Source organism: Roseibium aggregatum, from assembly GCF_017309185.1.
GTDB lineage: Bacteria > Pseudomonadota > Alphaproteobacteria > Rhizobiales > Stappiaceae > Roseibium > Roseibium aggregatum_B.
On record NZ_JAEKJZ010000004.1, the window covers coordinates 201,235 to 226,476 of the forward strand.

22 protein-coding genes are annotated in these 25,242 nt (G+C 61.6%); 14 read left to right on the top strand and 8 right to left on the bottom strand.

What is annotated here, in order from left to right:
• Nucleotides 1-149 precede the first annotated feature (149 nt).
• Nucleotides 150-1,160: an LLM class flavin-dependent oxidoreductase gene (locus tag JF539_RS18605; RefSeq protein WP_207142219.1), complete on the bottom strand. Its 1,011-nt coding sequence runs from the start codon at nucleotides 1,158-1,160 to the stop codon at nucleotides 150-152.
• Nucleotides 1,161-1,310: 150 nt separating this feature from the next.
• Between JF539_RS18605 and JF539_RS18610 the strand changes: the two genes are divergently transcribed.
• Nucleotides 1,311-1,883, top strand: coding sequence for an HXXEE domain-containing protein (locus JF539_RS18610; protein ID WP_207142220.1), 573 nt, complete (start codon nucleotides 1,311-1,313; stop codon nucleotides 1,881-1,883).
• A gap of 139 nt (nucleotides 1,884-2,022) precedes the next feature.
• A complete protein-coding gene (locus JF539_RS18615) occupies nucleotides 2,023-3,021 on the top strand; it encodes an aldo/keto reductase (protein WP_207142221.1) in 999 nt (332 codons plus the stop codon).
• 100 nt (nucleotides 3,022-3,121) lie between these two features.
• On the opposite strand, the gene JF539_RS18620 is transcribed toward JF539_RS18615, so the two are convergent.
• A complete protein-coding gene (locus tag JF539_RS18620; RefSeq protein WP_207142222.1) occupies nucleotides 3,122-3,757 on the bottom strand; it encodes an RES family NAD+ phosphorylase in 636 nt (211 codons plus the stop codon).
• Nucleotides 3,758-3,819: 62 nt separating this feature from the next.
• On the bottom strand, nucleotides 3,820-4,494 hold the full coding sequence (locus JF539_RS18625; RefSeq protein ID WP_207142223.1) for a hypothetical protein: 675 nt from the start codon (nucleotides 4,492-4,494) through the stop codon (nucleotides 3,820-3,822).
• Nucleotides 4,495-4,747: 253 nt separating this feature from the next.
• On the opposite strand from JF539_RS18625, the gene JF539_RS18630 reads away from it, so the two are divergent.
• Nucleotides 4,748-5,041 carry a hypothetical protein gene (locus tag JF539_RS18630; RefSeq protein WP_207142224.1) on the top strand — a complete coding sequence of 98 codons (294 nt, stop codon included), beginning with the start codon at nucleotides 4,748-4,750 and terminating at the stop codon, nucleotides 5,039-5,041.
• Between the two features lie 332 nt (nucleotides 5,042-5,373).
• Here the strand turns inward: JF539_RS18630 and JF539_RS18635 are convergent, their stop codons facing one another.
• Together JF539_RS18635 and JF539_RS18640 are read right to left on the bottom strand one after the other, a co-directional pair.
• Complete coding sequence (locus JF539_RS18635) at nucleotides 5,374-6,129, bottom strand: glyoxalase superfamily protein (protein ID WP_207142225.1); 756 nt, start codon at nucleotides 6,127-6,129, stop codon at nucleotides 5,374-5,376.
• Between the two features lie 416 nt (nucleotides 6,130-6,545).
• On the bottom strand, nucleotides 6,546-8,243 hold the full coding sequence (locus JF539_RS18640) for a methyl-accepting chemotaxis protein (protein WP_207142226.1): 1,698 nt from the start codon (nucleotides 8,241-8,243) through the stop codon (nucleotides 6,546-6,548).
• Nucleotides 8,244-8,798: 555 nt separating this feature from the next.
• On the opposite strand from JF539_RS18640, the gene JF539_RS18645 reads away from it, so the two are divergent.
• The 10 genes from JF539_RS18645 to JF539_RS18690 all read left to right on the top strand — a co-directional run bounded on the left by JF539_RS18645 (nucleotide 8,799) and on the right by JF539_RS18690 (nucleotide 20,582).
• A complete protein-coding gene (locus JF539_RS18645; protein ID WP_207142227.1) occupies nucleotides 8,799-10,784 on the top strand; it encodes an AMP-dependent synthetase/ligase in 1,986 nt (661 codons plus the stop codon).
• Complete coding sequence (locus JF539_RS18650) at nucleotides 10,781-11,608, top strand: ABC transporter ATP-binding protein (RefSeq protein ID WP_207142228.1); 828 nt, start codon at nucleotides 10,781-10,783, stop codon at nucleotides 11,606-11,608. Before JF539_RS18645 ends, JF539_RS18650 begins: the two co-directional genes overlap by 4 nt.
• A 13-nt stretch (nucleotides 11,609-11,621) precedes the next feature.
• On the top strand, nucleotides 11,622-12,575 hold the full coding sequence (locus JF539_RS18655; RefSeq protein WP_207142229.1) for a branched-chain amino acid ABC transporter permease: 954 nt from the start codon (nucleotides 11,622-11,624) through the stop codon (nucleotides 12,573-12,575).
• A 4-nt stretch (nucleotides 12,576-12,579) separates the two neighbouring features.
• Nucleotides 12,580-13,656, top strand: a complete 1,077-nt coding sequence (locus JF539_RS18660) for a branched-chain amino acid ABC transporter permease (protein ID WP_207142230.1) — start codon at nucleotides 12,580-12,582, stop codon at nucleotides 13,654-13,656.
• 106 nt (nucleotides 13,657-13,762) lie between these two features.
• On the top strand, nucleotides 13,763-15,094 hold the full coding sequence (locus JF539_RS18665) for an ABC transporter substrate-binding protein (RefSeq protein WP_207142231.1): 1,332 nt from the start codon (nucleotides 13,763-13,765) through the stop codon (nucleotides 15,092-15,094).
• Between the two features lie 269 nt (nucleotides 15,095-15,363).
• On the top strand, nucleotides 15,364-16,218 hold the full coding sequence (locus tag JF539_RS18670) for an ABC transporter ATP-binding protein (protein ID WP_207142232.1): 855 nt from the start codon (nucleotides 15,364-15,366) through the stop codon (nucleotides 16,216-16,218).
• A gap of 31 nt (nucleotides 16,219-16,249) precedes the next feature.
• On the top strand, nucleotides 16,250-17,488 hold the full coding sequence (locus tag JF539_RS18675; RefSeq protein WP_207142233.1) for a phenylacetate--CoA ligase family protein: 1,239 nt from the start codon (nucleotides 16,250-16,252) through the stop codon (nucleotides 17,486-17,488).
• Nucleotides 17,489-17,737: 249 nt separating this feature from the next.
• Nucleotides 17,738-18,760 (top strand): ferrochelatase, encoded by a 1,023-nt coding sequence (gene hemH / locus JF539_RS18680; RefSeq protein WP_209017445.1) that lies wholly within the window; start codon nucleotides 17,738-17,740, stop codon nucleotides 18,758-18,760.
• A gap of 374 nt (nucleotides 18,761-19,134) precedes the next feature.
• Complete coding sequence (locus JF539_RS18685; protein WP_207142235.1) at nucleotides 19,135-20,130, top strand: SPFH domain-containing protein; 996 nt, start codon at nucleotides 19,135-19,137, stop codon at nucleotides 20,128-20,130.
• Nucleotides 20,127-20,582: an NfeD family protein gene (locus JF539_RS18690; protein ID WP_207142236.1), complete on the top strand. Its 456-nt coding sequence runs from the start codon at nucleotides 20,127-20,129 to the stop codon at nucleotides 20,580-20,582. The genes JF539_RS18685 and JF539_RS18690 overlap by 4 nt, the downstream gene beginning before the upstream one ends.
• A 9-nt stretch (nucleotides 20,583-20,591) precedes the next feature.
• On the opposite strand, the gene JF539_RS18695 is transcribed toward JF539_RS18690, so the two are convergent.
• From JF539_RS18695 to JF539_RS18705, 3 genes are all read right to left on the bottom strand, one after another.
• Nucleotides 20,592-21,446 (bottom strand): flagellar motor protein MotB, encoded by an 855-nt coding sequence (locus JF539_RS18695; RefSeq protein WP_207142237.1) that lies wholly within the window; start codon nucleotides 21,444-21,446, stop codon nucleotides 20,592-20,594.
• A 36-nt stretch (nucleotides 21,447-21,482) separates the two neighbouring features.
• Nucleotides 21,483-22,250 (bottom strand): motility protein A, encoded by a 768-nt coding sequence (locus tag JF539_RS18700; RefSeq protein ID WP_207142238.1) that lies wholly within the window; start codon nucleotides 22,248-22,250, stop codon nucleotides 21,483-21,485.
• A gap of 192 nt (nucleotides 22,251-22,442) precedes the next feature.
• A complete protein-coding gene (locus tag JF539_RS18705) occupies nucleotides 22,443-23,456 on the bottom strand; it encodes a KpsF/GutQ family sugar-phosphate isomerase (RefSeq protein WP_207142452.1) in 1,014 nt (337 codons plus the stop codon).
• Nucleotides 23,457-23,672: 216 nt separating this feature from the next.
• Between JF539_RS18705 and JF539_RS18710 the strand changes: the two genes are divergently transcribed.
• Nucleotides 23,673-25,148 carry an outer membrane beta-barrel protein gene (locus JF539_RS18710; RefSeq protein ID WP_207142239.1) on the top strand — a complete coding sequence of 492 codons (1,476 nt, stop codon included), beginning with the start codon at nucleotides 23,673-23,675 and terminating at the stop codon, nucleotides 25,146-25,148.
• Nucleotides 25,149-25,242 lie beyond the last annotated feature (94 nt).

Genomic DNA, 25,242 nt, shown 5'->3' on the forward strand with positions numbered 1-25,242 from the left:
CTCTGGAAAGTGCCGTAGAGACATGCTTTGCGTCGAAACTTCGGCACTTTCTGGTTGTGTGTCGGTTGAGAGTGAAGCCGTTTGAAAGGTGCTTTCTCATTCGGGTCAGGCTCCCGGCCAAAATGCGGGAGGCGCGGTCGGCTGTTTTGTTATCCGGCCGTTTCGTCTGTCTTCAATTGCGACAGAACCTCCGCTGCGAGTTCAAAGGATTTCTTGCGCGCGCCGTGGTCGTGGATCATGCCGGTGATCATCAGCTCGTCCGGCCGGTAGCGGTCGATGAGCGCGCCGAGCTCTTTCCTGACGGTTGCGGGCGAGCCGGTTGCCGAACAGGAGAGCGCCAGGTTCACCTGCGCCAGGATCGGGGCGGGGATTTCCTCGGTGATATTTTCAACCGGCCGGGGCAGTTTGCCGGGGTTGCCCTGTCTGAGCCGGGCGAAGGCCAGCACCTGTGACGAGCGCAGATAGGCGGCCTCCCGGTCGGTTTCCGCCACAAAGACACCCGCAGCGATCATCGCGTAAGGTTCGGCAAGTTCCGCCGAGGGGCGGAACGTGCGGCGGTAGATTTCCAGGGCTTCTTCCAGCATCTGTGGCGCGAAATGCGAGGCGAAGGCATAGGGCAGGCCGAGGGCGGCGGCGAGTTGCGCACCGTAGAGGCTCGAGCCGAGGATCCAGACCGGTACATGGGTGCCTTCACCCGGAACGGCGCGCACGCGGGGGTCCAGCGGACCGTTGCCGAGATAGGCCATGAGTTCCTGCACGTCGTGGGGGAAGCTGTCTTCGCCGCCTGCAAGGTTCCGGCGCAGCGCTCGCGCCGTCGCCATGTCGGTTCCCGGCGCGCGGCCGAGGCCGAGATCGATCCGGTCCGGATAGAGCGTCGCCAGCGTTCCGAACTGTTCGGCGATAATCAGTGGTGCGTGATTGGGCAGCATGACGCCGCCGGCGCCGACGCGCATGGTCCTGGTCGCCGCCGCAACCTGGCCGATCACGACGGCGGTCGCCGCGCTCGCGATCCCCGGCATGTTGTGATGCTCGGCGAGCCAGTAGCGGCGGTAACCCGCCTTTTCGGCGGTTTTCGCCATATCGACCGTGTTGGCAAGGGCATCCGCCGCCGTCTTGCCTTCCGGCACGGGGGAAAGATCGAGAAGGGAGAAATGCTGCATCGGGATCGAAACTCCATTGAGCGGTTTATTTAGGAAGTTTCAAATGGGGAAGGAAGGGGAAGGGCGCGGCCGTATTGTGCCCGGCCGCGACTCTCGGTAATTCGAACAGGGGTATCGGAAGGTTGGTCCCGCCCGTCGGAAGGATTCAAGATGGTGGATGACAGCATGCAGGCCTTGAGAGACGGCGGCAGCCGGACTTCCCGGCTGACGGCGAACTGGGTCTATGGCGCGCTGCCGTTCGCCTTGCTGCTGATCGCGTTTTCGCCTTTCGTCGATGGCATTGCGTTGCCCGTCTATCTGTCCCTGCCGGTCTATATGCTGCACCAGTACGAGGAGCACGACGCCGACCGGTTCCTGAAAAACATCAATCTGCTGCTCGGACCGAAGGCGCGCGGGCTGACCCATGCCTCCGTCTGGACAATCAACGTCATCTTTGTCTGGTTCCTGCTGCTTGGTGTTTTCTATGTGGTCCGCGTGGCGCCGGGCTGGGGGGTGGTTGCCGCCTATCTGATGGCGATCAACGCGCTCGTTCACATCGCGGCGGCAATCCGCACGAGACAAGGCAATCCGGGCCTCGTCACGGCCATCGTCCTGTTCCTGCCGCTTTCCGCCTGGATCTTCGCCATCCAGCCCGCGAGCGTCGTGCAATATCTGGCCGGTGCGGCGCTGATCGTCGCCCTGCACGGCGGCATCGCGTTCTGGGCAACACGAAGGGGTGCATAGGAAATAGCCGGGGCCGGGGGACTGTCCTCCGAAGAGTTCTGTGGCACAGGGCGGCCAAGACCTTTGGTTTCCATCCAAGAGCGATTAAAAGGGCGATGTGAGGAAGACACCCCAAAGACATCGAAGGGTAGAGCGGAACATGGAAAAACGCAGGCTGGGCGCCAATGGGCCGGAAGTCGGGGCAATCGGGTATGGCGCCATGTCGTTTTCCGACATGTACGGCCCCACCAACGAGGCGGAGAGCCATGCGATCCTCGACGCCTGCCGCGATCTGGGCGTTACCCACCTGGACACCGCGAATGTCTACGGGATGGGGAAATCGGAGAGCGCCATCGGGAGCTATCTGAAAGCCGATCCGGGTGCGCGCGACGCGTTCGTCATCGCGACGAAGGCGACGATCACCCGCGATGCGGACGGCAAGCGCAGTTTCGACAATTCGGCGGAGCATCTTGAAGCCGAGCTGGACAAATCCCTGCTGCGGCTCGGTCTGGATCATGTGGACCTCTTTTACGCCCACCGCCGCGATCCGCGCTTCACGCCGGAAGAAACGGCGGCCAATCTCGGGCGGCTCGTGGAAAAGGGCAAGACCCGTGCAATCGGTCTTTCGGAGATCGCCCCCTCGACGTTGCGGCGCGCGGCGAAGGTCTTTCCGATCGCAGCCGTTCAATCGGAATATTCGCTTTCCACCCGTTTCCCCGATCTCGGACTGGTGCAGGCGTGTGCCGAACTCGGTGTTGCCATGGTGGCTTTCTCGCCGGTGGGCCGTTCTCTTCTGACGGACAATCCGATCCCGCGCGAGCGCATTCCGAGCCTGCCGTTTCTTGCCGGAAACCCCCGTTTCATGGAGCCTAACCTGACGGAAAACCTGCGCATGGTGGAGGGCTTCCGGACCCTTGCGGCGGAAATGGGCACGACTGCGGCCGGCCTGGCGAACGCCTGGCTTCTGACCCGCGGACCGCATGTGATCCCGATCCCGGGAACACGGTCGGTGGAGCACCTGCGCGAATGCGTTTCTGGCGCGGCCCTGTCGCTTTCAGAAACGGACCTTCAACGCATCGAAGCCGTGCTGCCCGTCGGCTGGGCACACGGGGACCGTTATTCCGACGACCAATGGATCGGGCCGGAGCGCTATTGCTGAGGGGTGATCTCCCTCCTGGGGAGAGTTTGCCCTGAATGGCCGGGTGAAGGGGTGCGAGCCGGCCCTGCGACGCTCCCAACCTGGTGGCAAGAGGGGTGCCCTATACCGTGATCCTTATGCCGCCACGCTGTCCGGCGGTGCGCACGTCTGCGAGGAAGCCGGGGTTGGTCTGGCCGTCGCGGGTGCCGACAACACGAAAATCGCCCGCGCTTACCCGATCGCCGAAGAAGAGCCAGGCGGTGGCGGGATCGCACTGGTTGGAGGTCCACTCCAGACCGTCGATGCCGGGAAACCGATGGTGGATGGCCTCCGCCCACTTGACAGTCGCCGCATAGAGTGTCGGTGGGGAGGCGATCAGCGCGGTCCGGCCGATCCGCCATTTCTTAAGGTCCGGTGCGCGCAGAGACGCGAGGGTCAGATCGCGCAGCACTTCCAGTGTGCCGTGGGCCCGGCGCGTGACGTCGGCCTTGCGCACGGTCTTGAATTTCGCCTTGGCCGGAATGTCGTGAAAGACGGTCTCGTAGATCGCGGCCTCCAGCGTTTCGCCTGCATAGAGCGAGGGGACACAGGCGCCGGAGGTGTCGCGGACCGGCGCGAAACGGGTTGGTCCGCCCCGGCATGGGTTGAAGGCGTTGGAGGCGAAGGACCGGTCGTGGACGCGCTCGATCAGCGTGCCTTTTGCCAGCGCGACGGTATTGGGTGCGGTCAGGTTTGCCGGAGGCTTTCGGATCGACATGGGAGCGTGTGCTCATCCCAAGGGGAATAGGTTATGGCTCATCTGACCTGGTTTCCCTGGTCTCAGCCGATGGCGGGATCTGAAAGCCGCCGGGCGGCCTGTACCACGTCTTCGACTTGCGCGAGGCACTCCTGCGGCGCCTTGCCGTCGAGCCAGCCGTTGCCGGAAGCAAACCAGAGTGCGGTCTGCCAGGGCGACATGTCGCGCGGCAAGGTGTCCAGGATTTTCCTGATTGCCGGGTTCGGCTCGCCATCGGCGAACTGGAAGGCCGGGTAAAGATCAATCCCACCCTTGCGTATGCCAAAGAGCTTGCCTTCCCGCTTCCAGCGCGAGGCGGGCTCGCTCCTGTTCGCCGGTCTCAGCCCGGACTTCTCGCGCACTTCCGCGCCGGTCAGAACGGGCGTCTCGGCCAGATACTCGGCGCGCAAGGCCGCGTTGTCGAGGTCCAGCGCGCTTTCCACCTCGGCCCGGGGAAGGTCCTCGGCAAGGATTTCCAGAAGCCGGTCGATGTTCTTTTCCTGAAGGGCCGCCGCATGGCTGGTTGCCAGCGGTCCGAGCCGCTCCAGAACCAGATCCAGAAGTGCGGCCAGCCGCCCGGTCGGAGCCCCGACCAGCCGCCACGCACCATTCGCCTTTTCGGACGGCGCGAACGCCGCTTCGACTTTCCGCCGGATGCCCGCGGGAAGCCGTGCGATCTCGGCTTCAGTCAGGTCGATATGGGAGAGGGTGTCGGTCATTGGCTTTCAGGTTGACGTGAGAGTCGTGATTGAAAACAAATATAGTGGAAATCATGAAAAGACGCAACGATAGGTGAAGAGGGGCGCGCGGTGGCACGGCGTCCGCCGGTTGATGTCTTCCGGATTAAGATACCCGGGGGACATGTTTCCGGCCTCCTTCTCTGTCCATTTCCTGACGTCTCTGCGAAAATCGGAAAACCGGGCTATGATCGCCTGAGAACCTGTTTCGGACCAAGTTGGGAGGATCGGCGGCATGATTACACTGGAAGACTGCCTCGGGCTTTGCGATTTGAGCGAGGAAGAGATCCTGGCGATTGCCGAACACGATCACCTTCCGGAAATCGCCGCGATCGCCAAGGGCCAGTATCTGCTCAGGAAAGAGCATGGCACGAGCACCATCTTTTCCATTGTCGTGGACGATATTCGCGACGCGCAAGCCAGGGGCGACAAGGACCATGTGGTCGCCTTGCTGCATGTGCTTCATCACTTTGTCCGGGCGCATCCCGAGGCCGCGCCGGAGGTGCACCCCTGGAGCCGAGTGGGGTGAGGCGGTGTCGGCGCCGAGGTCTCGAACAGGTTGGCAACCTCCCGGCGGTCCGTACCTTGCAGGTTTTCCAGCAATGTTGCCCCGACCATGGAACCGGGCGCTTGTGTGAACGACCTCTTGGCCTGGAGTGAACACGTCACGGCGAACGAGGTGCTGCTTGTGGAACCTTGCACGGGAATTTGACGTGCCTCCGGCAAGCCGGACTGCGCCGCATGGACCGGTTTAGAGGCTCTTGTGCCTCCTCCGTGCCATGCGGCGGTCTGGTATAACCGAAGTGCAGAGAGCGGACAGAGGAAGGTGCTCCGGTGAGCTGTGCGTCCCTGGTCGTCCTTTTAGGGAGTCAAATCGACGACTTTCGAAAAATCGAGATTCTGTGGCGTTATCCACCCCAATTCGCGCGGGCCTGTGTCTCTCGGCTCTCCCGTAAGCGGAACAGAGTTGCTTACGACAGCGACCGCAAAATCTGCCGCCCACACCGTACCCGTTCCTTTCAGGAAGAACCCGAACTGAAGGGATACGCCTTCTGGCGGCACATCCAAAACGACTTTTCGTCCGGTCAGGCCATTATCGCCGAAGAGCCATCCTTCGGGGTGGTGCCGGAGGTTGTCAAACGCCAGGGAATGCCCCGGTGACTTGTCGATCCGTGCCCATAGTGTTGCACCGTGGGAAACCCGTTCGGTTGCCAGATCGGCACGAATAGCAATCCGCTTTCCGTGATAGGGGACCGCGGAGACAGTTTGCGCGAGCGTCCCGAACACTTGCGCTATATCGCGATAACGCGTGAAAGGGGTGCGGGTGTAGCGGATCAGCGCTGCCCTTCTGCCGGATCCGCCCACGCTTTCATCGATGCCGTAGTCGAATTCGGTTGGGTGTTCGCCAATGAAATCCCATGACGTGAGCGCTTGCACGCGGCGTGTGGTAGACGCTTTGTCCCGCTTGATGCAAGCAGCGAGGGTGTTCCAGTCCGCCAATCCAAACTGCTTGGCAATTATATTCAGGCATTCGCCATGGGTGATGTTTATATTCTTCTCGCGCAGAGAAGTTTCGAGAACCTTCGCCATACGTTTGGCGTCTCGATAGGTCTGCATTGCATTTCCCTGTGACGGGTCAATCCCGGAAGATCAGTGCTCACGTTGCTGACGGATCGACCTCTCGCAAGGAAATTGATCGCCTTTTGATGCTTTCACCATCCTGAACAGGTGTGAGCGGCCGGCAGCATCAGCCTCACTGCCACGGTGCTTGTCTGGCCGATTTCTGTCAAGCGATTCCTCGCCGCGATTTGTCGGACCGGTTTCCCGGCTGATTGGAAACGACGATCCCGAAGACAGTTCAGCGAAGGCTTCTGGTGTTTCACGAGCCCAGCGGATGTCGTGACTGAATTTGATCCGGTGCCTGAAGGCTGAAGTCCGCTCCCGACATGCGCTTCACGCTCAAAAAAAAGGCCGCCCAACCGGACGGCCTCCTTTTTCTGATTGCCGGGAGTGCGCGGTTCACCGCTTCCCGGTCAGGCAGCCTCGCTGGTGGAGTTCGCCTTGATACCTTCCAGGAAGGCGCCGACGCTGGCGCGCAGGTCGCGGGCTTCCTTGTCGAGGCTGCCGGCGGCCGTATAGACCATGTCGGCGGCTTCATTGGTGATGCCGGCCGCTTCCGAAACGCCCGCGATGTTGTCCGAGACCTGCTGAGTGCCGGCGGCGGCCTGCTGGATGTTGGAAGCGATCTCGTTGGTGGCCATGCCCTGCTGCTCGACCGCAGCGGAAATGCTGGTCGTGATCTCGTTGATCTTGTCGATGGTGGCGGTGATCGTTCCGATCGCCTCCACGGCATGGTGGGTTTCGCCCTGGATAGAGGAAATCTGCGACGAGATTTCTTCGGTTGCCTTGGACGTCTGGGTGGCCAGTTCCTTCACTTCCGCGGCAACCACCGCGAAGCCTTTGCCGGCCTCTCCGGCACGGGCTGCCTCGATGGTGGCGTTGAGGGCGAGCAGGTTGGTCTGTTCCGCGATCGCCTGAATGAGGGTCACCACCTCTCCGATCTTGGCGGCGGCTTCAGAAAGTCCCTGGATGCGCTGATTGGTGGCGGACGCCTGGGTGGCCGCCTGCGAAGCGATCTCGCTGGAAGAGGAGACCTGGCGGCTGATCTCGGAGACCGAGGTGGCAAGCTCTTCCGCCGCCGCGGCAACCGTTTCCGTGTTTGCGGAGGCGGTCGCGGCCGCCGATGTAACGGCCTCGCTCTGGTTCGTCGTCTGCTGCGCTCCGGAATTCAGGTTGGTGGAGGCGTGCTGCAGGCTTTCCACCGATCCGGTGATCGTGTTCAAGAGACCGGAGACCTGAACATCGAACTCCGAAGACAGGGTCTGAATATTGCGCGAGCGCTGCAGGTCGAGTTTCTGGCGTTCGCCCTGCTCCTGTTCCAGCACCCGTCGGGTGTTTTCATTGGCGACGAAGGTCTCCATGGCTTCCGCCATTTCTCCGATCTCGTCGCCGCGCTGCATGCCCTGGATCTCGACATCGGTGTCGCCGTCGGCCAGCTTTTTCATGCTCCGGGTCAGCCCCTTCAGCGGACCGGCGATGTTGCGGATGGCGGCGGCCGCGACGATCGCGGCGATCAGGCCGCCGACGGCGACAAAGCCGAACATCTTGCTGGCCTTGGACCAGAAAGCCGCCGCCACATCGTCAACATAGACGCCCGTGGCCGTTACCCAGCCCCAGGGTTCGAAAGCTTCGGACCAGGAGGACTTCGGGAGGAGCGCGTCTTCTCCCTTGCGGGTCCACATGTAGGTCACGACCCCGCCGCCATTGCGGGCAACCTCGATAATCTCGCGGACATGGTACTTGCCGGTCTTGTCCTTCGAGTCCCAGGCGCTCTTGCCTTCGCTTGCCTTGTTGGCGCTGACGATGCGGGTGCCGTCGTAGCTCTGGATGAAGGCATAGTTGTTGCCGTCATACTGGATGGCGCGGACCACGTTGCGTGCCCATTCCTGGGCCTCTTCCCGTGTCAATTCGCCGGAGGCTTCCAGGCCGTGGAAATATTTCAGAACGGAATTGGTTATCTCGACAACCGTCTGTGTTTTTGCAGTGCGCTCGCCGTAAAGGATTGAGCGCAAGGACAACAGATCGTAGGTCGCAAGCGCCAGCGTGAAGACGGCGAGACTGATGACCGGGATCCAGATCTTGAAGCTGATGCGAAATTTATCGAGGAACATTCGAGTTGTCCTATTCAAATATCGATAATCTGTAATTGCATGATTCTATTAAATAATTCTGAATTTCAACGAGCGAAGGCCGTGTAAATGTTATGGTTTTTTACTCTCGGTTCGCGCAGGTGGAATCGCGGTTCGGTTGTCCTGATGAACCTTCGCAAGGAGCTTGCCGTGTATTGTTTCTGAATTTGCGTGCCGGTTTGCTTTTCTGTAATTTCATCTCCTCATTCAGGGATTTCTTCGCATGTGCAATATACTTGAAACAATTTGGCACAATTGACACATACTCGTGAAAATTGCCCTCTCTAGCGTAATGGTCGCCGGGCCGGAAACGCCGCTCCCGTCCGCCTTTAACAATTTAAAGGTTGAAGGTTCGGGCGGCAGATTGTTTCATGGTCCCAAGACAACGATCCCGGAAAAATCGGGGCGCTTGAAAACCGGTCCGACCGTCTGCGGAGGAGCAGGGAAGCGGAAGGTCCGGTCGGTCGGAAAAAGATGGAGCCCTTCGCCCGCGTTCAATCGGGTGCGGGAGCGGCTCCCGAGGGGAAGAAACGACATATGGCAGGGTCAGCCAGCGCTTCACCGCGCGGGGAGGACACCTTTCCCAAAATCCTTCTGCGCAACGCGAAGGTTTTCGGGACCCGGACCGCGTTCCGGGAAAAGGATTTCGGGATCTGGCAGAGCTGGACCTGGTCCGAGGTGTGTGAGGAAATCCGTGCGTTTTCCATCGGATTAAAGTCTTTGGGTCTTCAGGCCGGAGACAAGGTCGCCATCGTCGGGGCTAACCGGCCCAGACTTTACTGGTCGATGGTCGCCGCCCAGGCGCTCGGCGCGGTGCCGGTGCCGGTCTATGCCGACAGCGTCGCGGAGGAAATGGCCTATGTGCTCGGGCATGCGGAAGTCGCTTTCGCGGTCGTGCAGGACCAGGAGCAGGTCGACAAGCTGATCTCCATGGCCGAGGACGTGCCGAGCCTCAAGCAGATCGTTTATGACGAACCGCGCGGCCTGCGCGATTACGAACACGAGCATCTGCACGATTTCGCCTCCGTTCAGGCTGAAGGCAAGGCGCTTCTGGAAAAGACGCCGTCGCTTGCGGGCGAGTGGGAAGAGGGCTTTTCCGGGGGCAAGGGCGCCGATATCGCGGTGATGCTCTATACCTCGGGCACGACCGGACGGCCCAAGGGCGTGATGCTTTCCTTCGACAATCTGGTCGTCTCCGCTATCAACGGCAACGTCTTCGATCGTCTCGACGAGACCGAGGAAGTGCTCGCCTATCTGCCCATGGCCTGGATCGGCGATCACGTGTTTTCGCTCGCCCAGGCGTTTACCGCCGGATACTGCGTCAACTGCCCGGAGAGCATGGACACGATCGACACCGACCGGCGGGAGATCGCCCCGACCTACTTTTTCGCGCCGCCGCGCGTCTTCGAAACCATGCTCACCAACATCATGGTGCGCATGGAGGACGCCGGAAAGACCAAGCGGCGCATGTTCGACTATTTCATGGGCGTGGCGCGCAAGGTCGGCGAGAAGATCCTCAACGGCGAGTCCGTTTCTCTCGGTGACCGGCTGCTCTATGCGCTCGGCGAGTTCTGCGTCTACGGCCCCCTGAAAAACCGCATGGGCCTGACCCGGATGAAGGTCGGCTACACGGCAGGCGAGGCGATCGGGCCGGAAATCTTCCGCTTCTTCCGCTCGCTCGGGCTGAACCTGAAGCAGCTCTACGGCCAGACCGAGGCCAGCGTCTATATCACGCTGCAGCCGGACGGAGAGATCTTCGGCGACACGGTCGGCAAGCCGGCGCCGGATGTCGAGCTGAAGATTGCCGACAACGGCGAGGTCATGTACCGCTCGCCCGGCGTTTTCGTCGGCTATTTCAAGAACGATCAGGCGACGGCGGAAACCAAGACGCCGGACGGCTGGGTGCATACGGGCGATGCCGGCATCATCGCCGACAACGGGCACCTGAAGATCATCGACCGGGCCAAGGATGTCGGCAAGCTGACCGACGGTTCTCTGTTCGCGCCGAAATACATCGAGAACAAGCTGAAGTTCTTCCCCAACATCAAGGAGGCGGTCGCCTTCGGTCACGAGCGGGACCGGGTCGGCGTGTTCATCAACATCGATCTGACCGCTGTCGGCTCCTGGGCGGAGCGCAACAACGTCAACTACGCCTCCTATCAGGAACTTGCCGCCAATCCGGACGTCTACAGGATGATCGAGGAACACGTGGACCAGGTGAACCGGGATCTCGCCAACGAGCCGATGATGGCGGGCGCGCAGATCAGACGGTTCCTCGTTCTGCACAAGGAACTCGATGCCGACGACGGCGAGCTGACGCGGACCCAGAAGGTGCGCCGTTCCTTCATCGCGGAGCGCTACGCGCCGCTGATCGAGGCACTCTACGACGGCTCGGCAACCAAACATGTACGCACCGAAGTGACCTTCGAGGACGGCCGCAAGGGCGCGATCGAGGCGACGGTGGAAATCAGAGACATGCCTGTGCACGTGGCGGGTGAAGGTTTTCAGGAGGCCGCCGAATGAACGCTTTCGCACTCGACACGACGACCGCTCCGTCTGACGAAACGGTCAAGGCGGAGCGGGAACTTCTCCTCAGGGTCGACAACGTTTCGCTGTCCTTCGGCGGGGTGAAGGCGATCACCAACATCTCCTTCGATATCCAGAAGGGCGAGATCCGGGCGATCATCGGGCCGAACGGCGCCGGCAAGACCTCGATGCTCAATGTCATCAACGGTTTTTACCATCCGCAGGAAGGCACGATCACCTGGCAGGGCCAGGTGCGCCGCAAGATGAAGCCCTACGAGGCGGCCAGCCAGGGGATCGCGCGCACGTTCCAGAACGTGGCGCTGTTCAAGGGCATGACCACGCTCGACAACATCATGTCCGGACGCTCCTTGAAGATGCACCGCAACTTCTTCTGGCAGATGCTGTGGCGCGGCCCGGCGGAGAAGGAGGAAATCGAGCACCGGCGCAAGGTCGAGGACATCATCGACTTCCTGGAGATCCAGGCGATCCGCAAGACGCCGGTCGGGCGCCTGTCCTACGGCCTGCAAAAGCGGGTCGAACTCGGACGCGCGCTGGCGATGGAGCCGGACCTGCTTCTGCTCGACGAACCGATGGCGGGCATGAACCTGGAAGAAAAGGAAGACATGAGCCGGTTCATCCTGGACGTGAACCAGGAGTTCGGCACGACGATCGCGCTCATCGAGCATGACATGGGGGTCGTGATGGATCTGTCCGACCGGGTGGTCGTGCTCGATTACGGCAAGAAGATCGCCGATGGCCCGCCGGAGGAGGTGCAGGCCAATCAGGACGTGATCGACGCGTATCTCGGCGTGAGCCACTAGGGGGAGACAGACCTTGCTTTACGACATTTTCATCGACCCCTTCGTGCAGATGTACGAGATGCCGGATTTCTTCCTGCAGGTTCTGTGGGAAGGCTTCGTGGCCGGCATTCTCTACGCGCTGATCGCGCTCGGCTTCGTGCTGATCTTCAAGGCATCCGGCGTCTTCAACTTCGCCCAGGGCATCATGGTGGTGTTTGCCGGCCTGACACTGGTCGGCCTCAACGAAAACGGCGTGCCGGCCTATCTGGCGCTGCTGCTCACGATCGCCGTCATGGGCGTGCTCGCCTATGGAGTCGAGCGCGTTGTGATGCGGCCCCTGGTCAACCAGCCGGAAATCATCCTGCTGATGGCGACCATCGGTCTGACCTATTTCCTGATCGGATTCGGCGAGTTCGTCTTCGGCGGCGAACCGAAGCAGATGATCGCCGAGCAACTCGGCCTGCCGACCGGCTCGACGGCCTTCGAGATGGGCGAACGCGGCCTGATCATCCTGCAGCATATCGATATCGCCGCGGCGGTGATCGCCGTGGTCATGGTCGCGGCGCTTGGCGTCTTCTTCAACAAGACCCGGATCGGCCGGGCGCTCCGGGCGGTGGCGGACGACCACCAGGCGGCCCTTTCCGTCGGGATCTCGCTCAACCAGATCTGGGCCATCGTCTGGTTCGCTGCCGGTCTGGTGGCGCTGGCGACGGGCATCATGTGGGGCGCGCGCTCCGACGTGTCCTTCGCGCTGGAAATCGTCGCCTTCAAGGCGCTGCCTGTGCTGATCCTGGGCGGGTTCACCTCGATCCCCGGCGCCATTGTCGGCGGCCTGATCATCGGCTTCGGCGAGAAGATCGGCGAGCTTTACTGGGGCGGTCTGGTCGGCGGCGGGATCGAATCCTGGCTCGCCTATATCATCGCCCTGATTTTCCTTCTGTTCCGGCCGCAAGGCCTCTTCGGCGAACGCATCATCGAGAGAATTTAAGAGCATGTTTTATCGCGAAGCTGGCCAATTCAAGACAAGCTACAAGGCGGATCAGGCGCTTCTGCCGATCCTGCAGGACCGGATCGGCCTTGCGGTCATCCTTCTGACCGCCTTTGTCCTCATTCCCGTCTTTGCCAACGACTTCTTCCTGACCTCGATCATGATCCCGTTCCTGGTATTCGCGCTGGCGGCGATCGGGCTGAACGTGCTGACGGGGTTCTGCGGGCAGCTGTCCCTCGGCACGGGGGCCTTCATGGGGGTGGGCGCCTATGCGGCCTACAAGCTCACCTCCATCTTTCCGGACGCCAACGTGATCCTGATGGTGCTGCTGTCGGGCGTGTTCTCCGCCGCCATCGGCGCGGTCTTCGGCCTGCCGAGCCTGCGCATCAAGGGGCTTTACCTGGCTGTGACCACGCTGGCGGCGCAGTTCTTCCTGGAATGGTGCTTCATCCGCATTCCCTGGCTCTATAACTACAACGCCTCGGGCGCGATCGAGATCCCGCGCCGGGAGGTCTTCGGAGTGATCGTCTCCGGCGCGGAAGCAACCCCGATCGCCCGTTATTTCGTGGTGCTGTCGATCACCGCCGGGATCGCCTATCTGATGGCGAATGTGCTCAGGGGCCGGATCGGCCGGTCGTGGATGATGATCCGCGACATGGATATCGCCGCCGAACTGATGGGCATCCGGCCGCTCCAGACCAAGCTCATGGCCTTTGCCGTGTCGTCCTTCATCTGCGGCGTCGCCGGCGCGATGATGGTGTTCTTCTGGCTGAACGCCGCCGAGCCTTCGTCCTATTCGATCCGCCTGTCGTTCCAGATCCTGTTCATGGTGATCCTGGGCGGGCTCGGCAGTCTGGCCGGTTCCTTCCTGGGGGCAGCTTTCATCTGGATCCTGCCCGTCATCCTGAAATTCGTTCCCGGTCTGATGGGGATCGACATGGCTGCCGAAACCGTGGAGCACGCGACCTTCATGATCGTCGGCGCACTGATTATTTTCTTCCTGATCGTCGAGCCGCACGGTTTCGCAAGGCTCTGGCAGATCGGGAAGCAGAAACTCAGGGTCTGGCCGTTCCCCTACTAGGAACGGACAGCCTCGTCCTATGCCATCCGGACTGGACCGATCCGGGGAGGAATGGCGCAACAGGTCTGTCGGTGCCGGATGGTCCGGCCCGTATGGGAGGAAAAATATGAGGAACTTCAAGCAACTCGCGCTTGGAACCGCCGTTGCCGCAGGCGTCGGACTCTCCGGCATCCTGACAAGCGCGGTTCAGGCGCAAGACGCAAACTACGTCCCGCTCCTGACCTACAGGACCGGACCCTACGCCGGCTCCGGTATTCCGATCGCCAACGGCATGCACGACTATCTGGCGATGCTCAACGCGCGTGACGGCGGCATCGGCGGCGTCAAGATCGAGATCGAGGAATGCGAGACCGGCTATAACGCTCAAAAGGGCGTGGAGTGCTACGAAGCCACCAAGGGCAAGGGCGCGGTGGTCTATAATCCCTATTCCACCGGCATTACCCTGCAGCTGATCCCCAAGGCGGGCGTTGACAAGGTTCCGGTGCTGTCCATGGGCTACGGCCTGTCCGCGGCCGCGGTCGGCAACACCTTCCCCTGGATCTTCAACGTGCCGGACACCTACTGGGACGGTGCTTCCGTCGTCATCAAGTATATCGGCGAGCAGGAAGGCGGTCTTGAGAACCTGAAGGGCAAGAAGATCGGCTACATCTTCCTCGACGCCGGGTATGGCCGCGAGCCGATTCCGCTTCTGGAACAGCTTGCCGAAAAATACGGTTTCGAGCTGCTGAAATACCCGGTGCCGGGTGCGGAAATGCAAAACCAGTCGTCGCAATGGCTGAATGTCCGCCGCGACCGTCCGGACTACATGGTGATGTGGGGCTGGGGCGCCATGAACCCGACCGCGGTGAAGGAAGCCGTCAAGATCCGCTTCCCGATGGACAAGTTCATCGGTGTGTGGTGGTCCGCGGGCGATGACGATGCCGCAGCCGGCGGTGAGGGTGCCAAGGGCTACAAGGCGCTCAACTTCTCCGGCGTGGGCAGCGACTTCCCGGCGCTCGACGACATCAAGAAGCACGTCATCGATGCCGGCCAGTCCTCCACCGACGCCGAAAGCGTGGGCAGCACGCTTTATAACCGCGGCGTCTTGAACTCCGTCATCATTGCGGAAGGTATCCGTACCGCGCAGGAACTGACCGGCAAGAAGGTCATCACCGGCGAAGACATGCGCATGGGCCTGGAGGCGTTGAACCTCGACGAAGCCCGCCTGAAAGAGCTGGGACTGTCCGGTTTCGCGCATCCGATGAAGGTCACCTGCGAAGACCATGCCGGCAGCCATCCGGTGTTCGTGCAGGAGTGGGACGGCAAGAAGTGGCGTCAGGCATCCGACTGGATCGAGCCGATGACCGACATCGTCCGTCCGCTTCTGGAAGCGGCCGCCGCCGAATACGCGGAGAAGAACGCTCCGTGGCCGGCCCGCACGGAGCCCTGCCCGAACTGATCGGCAAGACCGGGAGAGGGGGCGAGTGCTTTGCGTTACCGCGAGATTTGCCCCCTCATCCCAGCCCTCTCCCTGAGGGAGAGGGCCCCCGCTGCGGAGCGGCGTCAGGTCCTTGCAGGCAGTCGGGGGGATGTGAACGGAATGCCGGCGGGTTTGCTCGGCGTCAAAGCCCTCTCCTCAGGGAGAGGGTTGGGTGAGGGGACGAACGCTTCGGTTCATGCCGCGTTCAGTCTCCGACCCGGCCCAACAGGAATTCAGGAGTGGCCTTGATGGCATTGCAGGAAGTGGAACAGACAGGTCCGGACGGGGCGGCCGAAGCAGCCGAAACGATCCTGTCCGTCAACAACATCGAGGTCATCTACGACCACGTGATCCTTGTTCTGAAAGGCGTGTCCCTGACGGTGCCGCGCGGCGGGATCGTGGCCTTGCTCGGCGCCAACGGGGCAGGCAAGACGACCACCCTGAAAGCCGTTTCCAATCTGCTCAGCGCGGAACGCGGCGAAGTCACAAAGGGCAAAATCGTCTTCGAGGGCGATGAGGTTCAGGCGTTGTCTCCAAACGATCTGGTCCGGCGGGGCTGCATCCAGGTCATGGAAGGCCGCCATTGCTTCGGCCACCTGTCCATCGAGGAAAATCTGCTGACCGGCGCCTATACCCGCAAGGACGGCTACGGCGCGGTAAAGGCCGACCTGGAAATGGTCTACAATTACTTCCCGCGCCTGCGCGAGCGCCGCTCGAGCCAGGCGGGCTACACGTCCGGCGGCGAGCAGCAGATGTGCGCCATCGGCCGCGCGCTGATGAGCCGGCCGAAAATGATCCTTCTCGACGAGCCCAGCATGGGTCTGGCACCTCAACTGGTCGAGGAAATCTTTGAGATCGTGCGCCAGCTGAACTCCAACGAAGGGGTGTCCTTCCTGCTGGCGGAGCAGAACACCAACGTTGCGCTGAAATACGCGACCTACGGCTACATCCTTGAATCCGGCCGCATCGTGCTGGACGGCGATGCCAAGGCATTGCGCGAGAACGAGGACGTCAAGGAATTCTATCTGGGCGTCGGCGGCGAGGGCCGCCGGTCGTTCCGGAATGTCAAACACTACAAGCGAAGGAAGCGCTGGCTGGCCTGACCGGCCGGAACTTAATCTAGCGGAGACGACCATGAGCGACGACACTTTCGACGCGCGCGAGCGGCTGGACCCCGCTCAGCGCGAACAGGAGCTTTTTGCCAAGTTGCCGGAGTTCCTGGCGCATGCCACCGCTCGCTCCAGGGGATGGGCGCAGCATCTTGACGGAACCGACCCCGCTTCGGTGACGGACCGGTCCGCGTTGAAGGACCTGCCGGTCTTGCGGAAGTCGGACCTTCAGGAAAAGCAAAAGGCAAACCCGCCGTTCGGCGGTTTCCTGGCGGGAGACCTGTCGACGGCGCATCGGGTGTTCATGTCGCCGGGACCGATCTGGGAGCCCCAGGCGCCGGGTCTGGATCCCTGGAATGGCGCACGCGCGCTCTTCGCCGCCGGGTTCCGCAAGGGCGATACGGTTCTGAACGCCTTTGCCTACCACCTGACACCGGGCGGTTTCATACTCGACCAGGGTGCGATCGCGCTCGGCTGTACCGTCTTTCCGGCGGGTGTCGGCAACACGGACATGCAGGCGGAAGCCGTCGAGGTGCTGAAACCGGCCGGCTATGTCGGCACGCCTGACTATCTCAAGGTTCTCCTCGAGCGCGGCCGGGAGCAGGGCCGCGACATGTCCTCGCTCAAGAAGGCTCTCGTCTCCGGCGGTGCGCTGTTTCCCTCGCTCCGCCAGGAGTACGAGGACCAGGGCATCCGGACAGGCCAGTGCTATGCCACCGCCGATCTCGGCGTGATCGCCTATGAAACGGATGCGCGCGACGGCATGGTCGTCAACGAGGAGTATATCGTTGAAATCGTCCGCCCGGGCACCGGCGATCCGGTCGCGGACGGTGAGGTTGGCGAACTTGTCGTCACCCACTTCAACAGTCTTTATCCGCTGATCCGGTTCGCCACCGGAGATCTGTCCAGGATCGTGCCCGGCCAGTCGCCGTGCGGACGCACGAACATGCGCCTGGCCGGGTGGATGGGCCGCGCGGACCAGCGCACCAAGGTGAAAGGCATGTTCGTCGATCCGGCGCAGATCGCCCAACTGGTGGCTGCGCATCCGGAGGTCGTCAAGGCGCGGCTGACTGTCGGCCGGCAAGGGGATGGCGACGCGATGACGCTGACGGTAGAAACCGAAGGCGCGGGCGAAGACCTCGCCGGCCGGGTGTCGGCCACCTTGCGCGATGTGACGCGGCTCAAGGGCGACGTTCAAATGGTCGCTCCGGGGGCTCTGCCGAACGACGGCAAGGTGATATCCGACGAGCGGGATTACGGTTAGGCGCAAAAGGCTTTGGCCGGCCGGGCGATCGCACTTGGTCCGCCTTCAGCCATTCCGGATTACGGACAGGGACTGTCCTCCGTCCGAGTAATCCAGAGTGTTCCTTGAACGTATATGATTTGTCTCATTGGCCTTGATCACCGCTTGGCCTATGTAAGGCACAAAGAAAATGCTCAAGGAATTCGCCTTCTCATGACCGTTCAACCCACCGAACCTCTTAACGCCGACCGGACTGCGGACTTTCGCCAGATGAAACTGCCTCGGGATCACCCGTCGGTAAAGACTGGCAAGGTGGGCGTCCTTCTGGTCAATCTCGGCACGCCGGACGGCACGGACTATTGGCCGATGCGCCGCTATTTGCGGGAGTTCCTGTCCGACAAGCGGGTGATCGAGTGGCCACGCGCCATCTGGTATCCGATCCTCTACGGCATCGTCCTCATGACCCGTCCGGGCAAGTCCGGCAAGGCTTACGAGGAAATCTGGAACCACGAGAAAAACGAATCCCCGCTGCGCACGATCACCCGCAGCCAATCCGACAAACTGGCGGAGATTCTGGGGGACGAGGGCGGACGTCTCAAGGTCGACTGGGCGATGCGCTACGGCCAGCCGTCGATCCCGGACAAGCTGAAGGCGTTGAAGGACGAGGGCTGCGACCGGCTCCTGGTGTTCCCTCTCTATCCGCAATATTCGGCAAGCACGACGGCGACGGTCAACGATGTCGTCTGCAAGACGCTGCTCAAGATGCGCTGGCAGCCGGCCATCCGCACCGTGCCGCCCTATCACGACGATCCGGTCTACGTTGAGGCGCTCGCGAAGTCCGTTCAGCAACACATAGCAAGTCTGGACCAGGAGCCGGAAATGGTTCTGGCCTCCTTCCACGGTATACCGCAGTCCTACTTCCGGCGCGGCGATCCCTATCACTGCCACTGCATGAAGACGACGCGGCTTATGCGAGAGGTTCTGGGCTGGGACGAGACTAAGCTCAAGATCACCTTCCAGTCACGGTTCGGGCCCGAAGAGTGGCTGCAGCCCTACACGGACAAGACCGTCGAGCAGCTCGCGAAAGACGGCGTCAAGGACATCGCCGTCATGAACCCCGGTTTCGTTGCCGATTGTCTGGAAACGCTTGAGGAAATCGCAGGCGAAGCCGCCGAGATCTTCGAGGAAAACGGCGGCGAGCATTTCTCGCATATTCCCTGCCTGAACGACAGCGAGCTTGGGATGGATGTCATCGAACAGGTCGTTCGCCGCGAACTCGGCGGCTGGATCTGAACTGATCCGCCGCCCTTAGAACGCAGGACCTGGGCTTCAAAGGCGTTGGTCCCGGCGCGCAGCACATGACATGGAGGCAACCCGGCGTCCTTTGGAGGCTGGGTTCTTCGTTTCGTCGCCGGACGAAGCAGGGCTGCCGCGCGCGATAGAGACAAGGTCACGGCCCGGCGGCCGGGCCGTGAACTGTCCGAGAACAACGGTTCTTCTTTCGCGGATACCCGGTCGTTTTGACGTCGTCGCAATTCCTTAAACGATTCCAACGAAACTCCGCAGCAGACATCAATCGGGCTTTCCGTTCGCTCCGCGACCGGGAACAAGCTGGAACGCTGAGTCAAATCAGCGCATAGTGACTGAAAATCTTTCGGGAGATGAATATGGATTTGCCAATCTCGGGATTCAATATTTTCCTGATCGGCCTGGTAGCCCTGGTCGTTCTGGTCTTTTTTGCCGGCGTCAAGACAGTGCCCCAAGGGTACAACTACACGATCGAGCGTTTCGGCAAGTACCGCAAGACCCTGACACCCGGCCTGAACTTCATCATTCCGTTCATAGACAAGATCGGTCACAAGCTGAACATGATGGAGCAGGTGCTCGACGTTCCGTCGCAGGAAGTGATCACCCGCGACAACGCCACGGTGACCGCCGACGGCGTGACCTTCTACCAGGTGCTCGACGCGGCGCGGGCGGCCTATGAGGTGCTCGGTCTCCAGAACGCGATCCTGAATCTGACCATGACCAACATCCGGTCCGTCATGGGTTCGATGGACCTCGACAATCTCCTGTCCAACCGCGACGAGATCAACGCCCAGGTTCTGCGTGTGGTGGATGCGGCCGCCGAGCCCTGGGGCGTGAAGATCACCCGGATCGAGATCAAGGATATCAATCCGCCGCGCGATCTGGTCGACGCCATGGCGCGCCAGATGAAGGCGGAGCGCGACAAGCGCGCCGCGATCCTGGAGGCGGAAGGCAAGCGGCAGTCGGAAGTGCTCAAGGCGGAAGGCGAGAAACAGTCGCTGATCCTGGAGGCGGAAGGCCGGCGCGAATCCGCGTTCCGTGATGCGGAAGCCCGCGAACGCGAGGCGGAAGCCGAAGCCAAGGCCACCCTCATGGTCAGCGAGGCGATCGCCGCCGGAGATGTGCAGGCCATCAATTACTTCGTCGCCAACAAATATGTGGAAGCCTTCAAGGAACTGGCCAACTCCCGCAACCAGAAAACGCTGATCCTGCCGATGGAGTCGACCTCGCTTCTGGGGGCGCTGAGCGGTATCAGCGAAATCGCCAAGGAAGCCTTCGGCGAAGAGGCCCAAAACCGGCGGTCTTCCGGGCGGATACCGAACACCGGCCCGAATGACGGAGGCAACCCGTCGTGAGCCTGATCGAAAGCATCGTGGCCGCGCTCGGCCCCTGGAGCTGGTTCGTTCTTGGGCTCATTCTGCTGGGTCTGGAGATCCTGGCGCCGGGCACGATCTTCCTGTGGTTCGGGCTTTCCGCTCTGGTCGTCGGTGTCGTGGCGCTGCTGTTCGATCTCCCGTGGCAGATCTATGTGGCGCTGTTCCTGGCCCTGTCTCTGATCAGTCTGCTGATCGGACGGCGTCTGATGATCAAGATGGCGTCGGAAAAGGGCGACCCTGGCCTCAACCAGCGTGGCAGCCGCTACATCGGCCGCGAGTTCACACTGACAGTGCCGTTGAGCGAAGGCACGGGAAATCTGTCCATCGACGACACGATCTGGCGCATTACTGGACCGGATCTGCCGGCAGGCACGAAGGTTCGCGTGGAGTCCATCGACGGAGCCCGCCTTGTCGTCAGTCCGGCGGACTGAGGCCCCAGATCAGGGATTGTGGCCCGGCGGGATCGGTGGTTCCTCGGCCTTGAGAAGGATGCCGATCCGGCGGTTCGCGGCAAGATACGGATCGTTGGGGAAGAGCGGCTCGGTGTCCGCCTTGCCGACGACCGCGTAGAACTGATCGCCCTGAACGCCGTATTCCGCCAGGATCTGGCGGGCGACGTTGGCCCGTTCGCTGGACAGGTCCCAACCGGTGTAGCTCGGATCGACGGTGGTTTGTCCCGAGGTGGTGTGTCCCGTGATCTCGATCCGGTTCGGCATTTTTGAAAGGACCGGCGCCATCTTGGCAATCAGGCGGCGGGTCGTCTCGTAAGGGTATTTGGAGCCTTCGCGAAACATCGAACGGCCGTCCTGATCGACCAGCATGATGTTGAGGCCCTCTTCGGTTTCCTCAAGAATGATATTGCTGGAGATCTCGGTAATTTCCGGCATTTCCTGCCACGCCTGGCGCAGCGAGGCGGCCGCGGTCGCGAACTGCCGCGGTTTCTCGATTTCGGCCTCGAGCGTGTCGTGCGTATTGGCCTCCGGCCCCTGCTTGGTCCGGTTTTCGTGGCGTTCCTCGGCGAAGTCGGAGTCCAGATCCTGCTGGACCTGGCTGATGTCCTTCATGTAGTCGCGGATCGGGATCCCTTCGACTTCGATAATCCCGGTCTTGCGGGAGTTTTCCTTCACCCCGAACGCGTCGCGCATCGATCCGGCGACGACCTGGAGCTTCTGCTTGTCCTGAATGGAAAAGGAAATGATCAGAACGAAGAAGCACACGAGCAGCGACATCAGATCGGCGAAAGTCACCAGCCAGTCCGGAGCGCCGCCGCCGCCTTGCTGTTTCTTTTTTGCCATCGCCTCGTGTCCGGTTGTGAGTTGGGTCTGGAGGGCTTAAGCGGCGTCCGCCAGCTCCGCGCGCGCCTTTTCGGGCAGGTAAGCCACCAGCATTTCCTTGATGAGCGCCGGGCTCTTCGATTCACGGATCTGACAGACACCGTCAATGATCAGCGTCTGGTTGACCTCGTCCGTGTCGAACTTCGCGTCCAGCTTGTCGACAAGCGGAAGACAGATGATGTTGGAAATCAACGCGCCATAAAGGGTGGTCAAAAGCGCGACAGCCATGGAGGGGCCGATCGCGGCCGGGTCGTCCATGTTGGCAAGCATCTGCACCAGACCGACGAGCGTCCCGATCATGCCGAAGGCGGGGGCGGAGTCGCCCAGGGCCTTCATGACGCGTTTGCCTTCCGAAAGGCGGGCCAGATTCAGGTCGCGTTCGCGTTCCATCGATTCCCTGATGAACTCGAGCTCGTAGCCGTCGGCGATATATTGGACGCCCTTTGCCAGGACAGGGTCGGAAACGTCGACATTTTCCAGTCCGAGAGGGCCGGATTTGCGCACGATCTCTCCGAGATTGGTGATTTCGGAAATCAGGTCGCGCGGCTTGGGGCCCGCTCCACCGAGAGCGACCTTAAATCCGGTCACGAAGGCCGCCATGATGTCGGAAATCTGAAAGCGGATCAGCGTGGCGGCAAGGCCGCCGCCTATCACGATCAGGATCGAGGGAACGTCGATGAACTGGCCGAAGCTGCCGCCGAGAAAGATAGCGGTTACAACGATGCCAAACGCACCGACAATTCCGATTAGGGTCGCCAGATCCATTCTGTACACACACCGAAGTCTGCGGCATCACGCCATTAAAACCTGGCTGCAGTCTAAATCCGGTATGGCTAATCAATTCCTAATGGTCTTCGGGATCGCGGGCCGAAAACAAAATATTTTTTTCGCGCCGGTAATTCTGACGAGGGTTTTCAGTTACCGTCTCCCATCGTCAGGGACAAGGGGCACCCGGTTTCAGGCCGCCCCGATACGCAACAGGTCGTGCAGATGGATGATCCCGACCGGCCGTCCGTCGTCGATCACGAAGACAGAGGTGATCGACAGGCTGTTGACGAGTTCCAGGATGGAGGCGGAGAGGGTGCCCGGTTCGACCGTCTTTGGCCCGCGGGTCATGATGTCGCCGGCGAGCCTGTCCAGGAGATTGGAAGAAACGTGTCGGCGCAGGTCACCGTCGGTAATGATGCCGACGAGCCGGTTGAGTTCGTCCGTCACCCCGAGGACACCGAAGCCCTTCTGACTCATCAGGACGATGCCTTCGCTCATGGGCAGGGAAGCGGGCGCCAGCGGCAGGCTGTCGCCGGAATGCATGATGTCCTTCGCGGTCTTCAGGCTTGCGCCCAAACGTCCGCCCGGATGGTAGACCCTGAAGTCCTGAGCGGTGAAGCCGCGGCCTTCCAGAAGGGCAACGGTAAGCGCATCGCCGATTGCCAGCTGGATGAGAGCGGAGGTCGTCGGCGCCAGCCCGTGCGGGCAGGCTTCGGTCACGCCCGGCAGTTTCATGACGATGTCCGCTGCGCGGCCCAATGCGCTGTCCTGGCGCGAGGTGATGGCGACGAGCGGCACCCGGAAGCGCCTGGTATAGGCGACGATACCCGCAAGTTCCTGAGTTTCTCCCGACCAGGACAGGGCGATCACCACATCGTTCTCGGTGATCATGCCGAGGTCGCCATGGCTTGCTTCGCCGGCATGCACGAAAAAGGCAGGTGTTCCTGTCGAGGCGAGGCTCGCGGCGAATTTGGTGCCGATGTGGCCGCTTTTGCCGATGCCCGTCACGACGACCCGGCCGCGGCTCTCCAGGATGAGCTCGCAGGTCTTTTGAAACGGTCCTCCGAGGCCGTTCTTGAGGGCCGCGCGCACGGCGCTCAATCCCGCGATTTCCGTTTCCAGGGTACGTTCGGCGGAAACCAGACTTTGGCTGGACATGTCGGTGTCTTCTTCTGAAATGAGATCGGTCTGGTTGTTGGGCATCATTTTAGGCTTTTTTGTGGTTTTGCCCTTTGGGGCGGTCATGTCTCCCGGGTTTATCGCCTGTCGGCAACCTCTGCAATCTCTGCCGTCGCCAGGTGCCGGTGATGCCGTGGCGGCTTTCCTTCGCCGATTGTCAATTTGCGACAAGGAAACCAAGCATTAACCATCCTTCGTCAGTTTGAGACTGAATTCAAATGCGACCGGTCCCGAAAATAAATGCGCCCGTATCTGTATGTTCTTGTCTGCTGCACCGCCTTGCAGGCCGTCTCCGCGGCCGCGCAATCGGCGTTGCCGGACTTGCGGGGATCGGCGGATGCGGAAGATGCGCTCGCCGCGGAAGAGACGGCGGACGCGGCGGCACAGAACACACAGGTCAATCCGACGCGGTCGAACGTCTTCGCGTTGCGTCCAACGCTGAACGCGGCGGAAGCGGAGGCCGATTCAAGCGGTCTCGGCACCAACGGGCCGGTGCTGCCGATCCGTCCCTTTTCCGACAGGATTGCCGCCGTTGGCCGCTCGGTCGCCGTCAACGGAGAGGTGATCGACACCAGCGTCTTCGGTGGGGATACGAGCTTCGATGCGCCGCAGGGTATCCGGCTGGGGTCTTTCACTCTGACGCCTCAACTCACCCTGTCTGCAGGCTACACCGACAACACCGCAGGATCCGCGGCCGGAGAAGGAGGATCTCTGGTGAGTATCTCGCCGGATGTGGCCTTGACGTCCAACTGGTCGCGACACCAGTTCGACGCTTCCCTGCGCGGGACATATGTCAGCTATCCGGAAAACTCGGACGACAATGACGGCACCGTCACGGCAGCCGCAAACCTGCGCCTCGATGTCAGCGAAGCGACCCAAATCGACGGCGGGGTCGCCTTCACCTACGCCCGGGAAGAAGACGGAAGTGCCGAATCCGCTTCCGGCGTCGACAATATTCAAACGCTGTCCGGATCGCTCGGGGCTTCCAGGCAAGTGGGCATTGTCGCCGCCACCGCCGCCTTCGATGTCGACCGGAGCACATACAGTTCCGACGATGGCTCCGACAGCGTCTTTGAAAGCGCCCGGGACAACACGCTTTTCTCCACCAGTCTCAGGCTGGACGGCAACACCGGGAGTGTTTTTTCGCCCTTTGTCGAAGGATCGCTCCTGTTGCGGCGGTACGACGAGACCTGCAGCGGGGCCCTGTGCGAAAACCGCAACGCGAACGGCTACCAGCTCAGAGGCGGCCTGACGGTTGCCTCGGCACCCAAGGTGAGCGCGGAAATCGGCGGCGGCTGGAGGATCGAGAACATCGAGGACGACAGGCTGGACGATCTGTCGGGACTTGTCGTCAGCGGCTCCCTCGTCTGGTCTCCAAGCCGCCTGACGACCGTGACCGGCGGTATCGGCACCAGCTTCGATTCGACCGACATTCCCACGGCGAGCGGTTCGATCGTCTACTCCGGCGACCTGCGCCTGGCGCATGAGTTCAGCGACCGCTTGGTTGCCGAAACCGGGGTGGGCTACAGCTACCGCACCTACGAAGGCATTTCGATCGAGGAACAGACGCTGACGGGCTTCGGCGGTGTGACATTCGCCCTGACCAAGAACACGGCGCTGACCGCGAATTACACGCACCGCCGATTCGAGAGCTCGCAACAGGGCAGCGATTACACTGAAAACGCGGTTGAAGCCGGCCTTCGTTTCCGGCATTAACTATTCAGTAACCAGAACGGGACCATTCATTGGGCGGGGGCAGAAACGAACACGGATCCGGGCTGAAGGAGGCCCAAATGCGGACGTTTGTGCG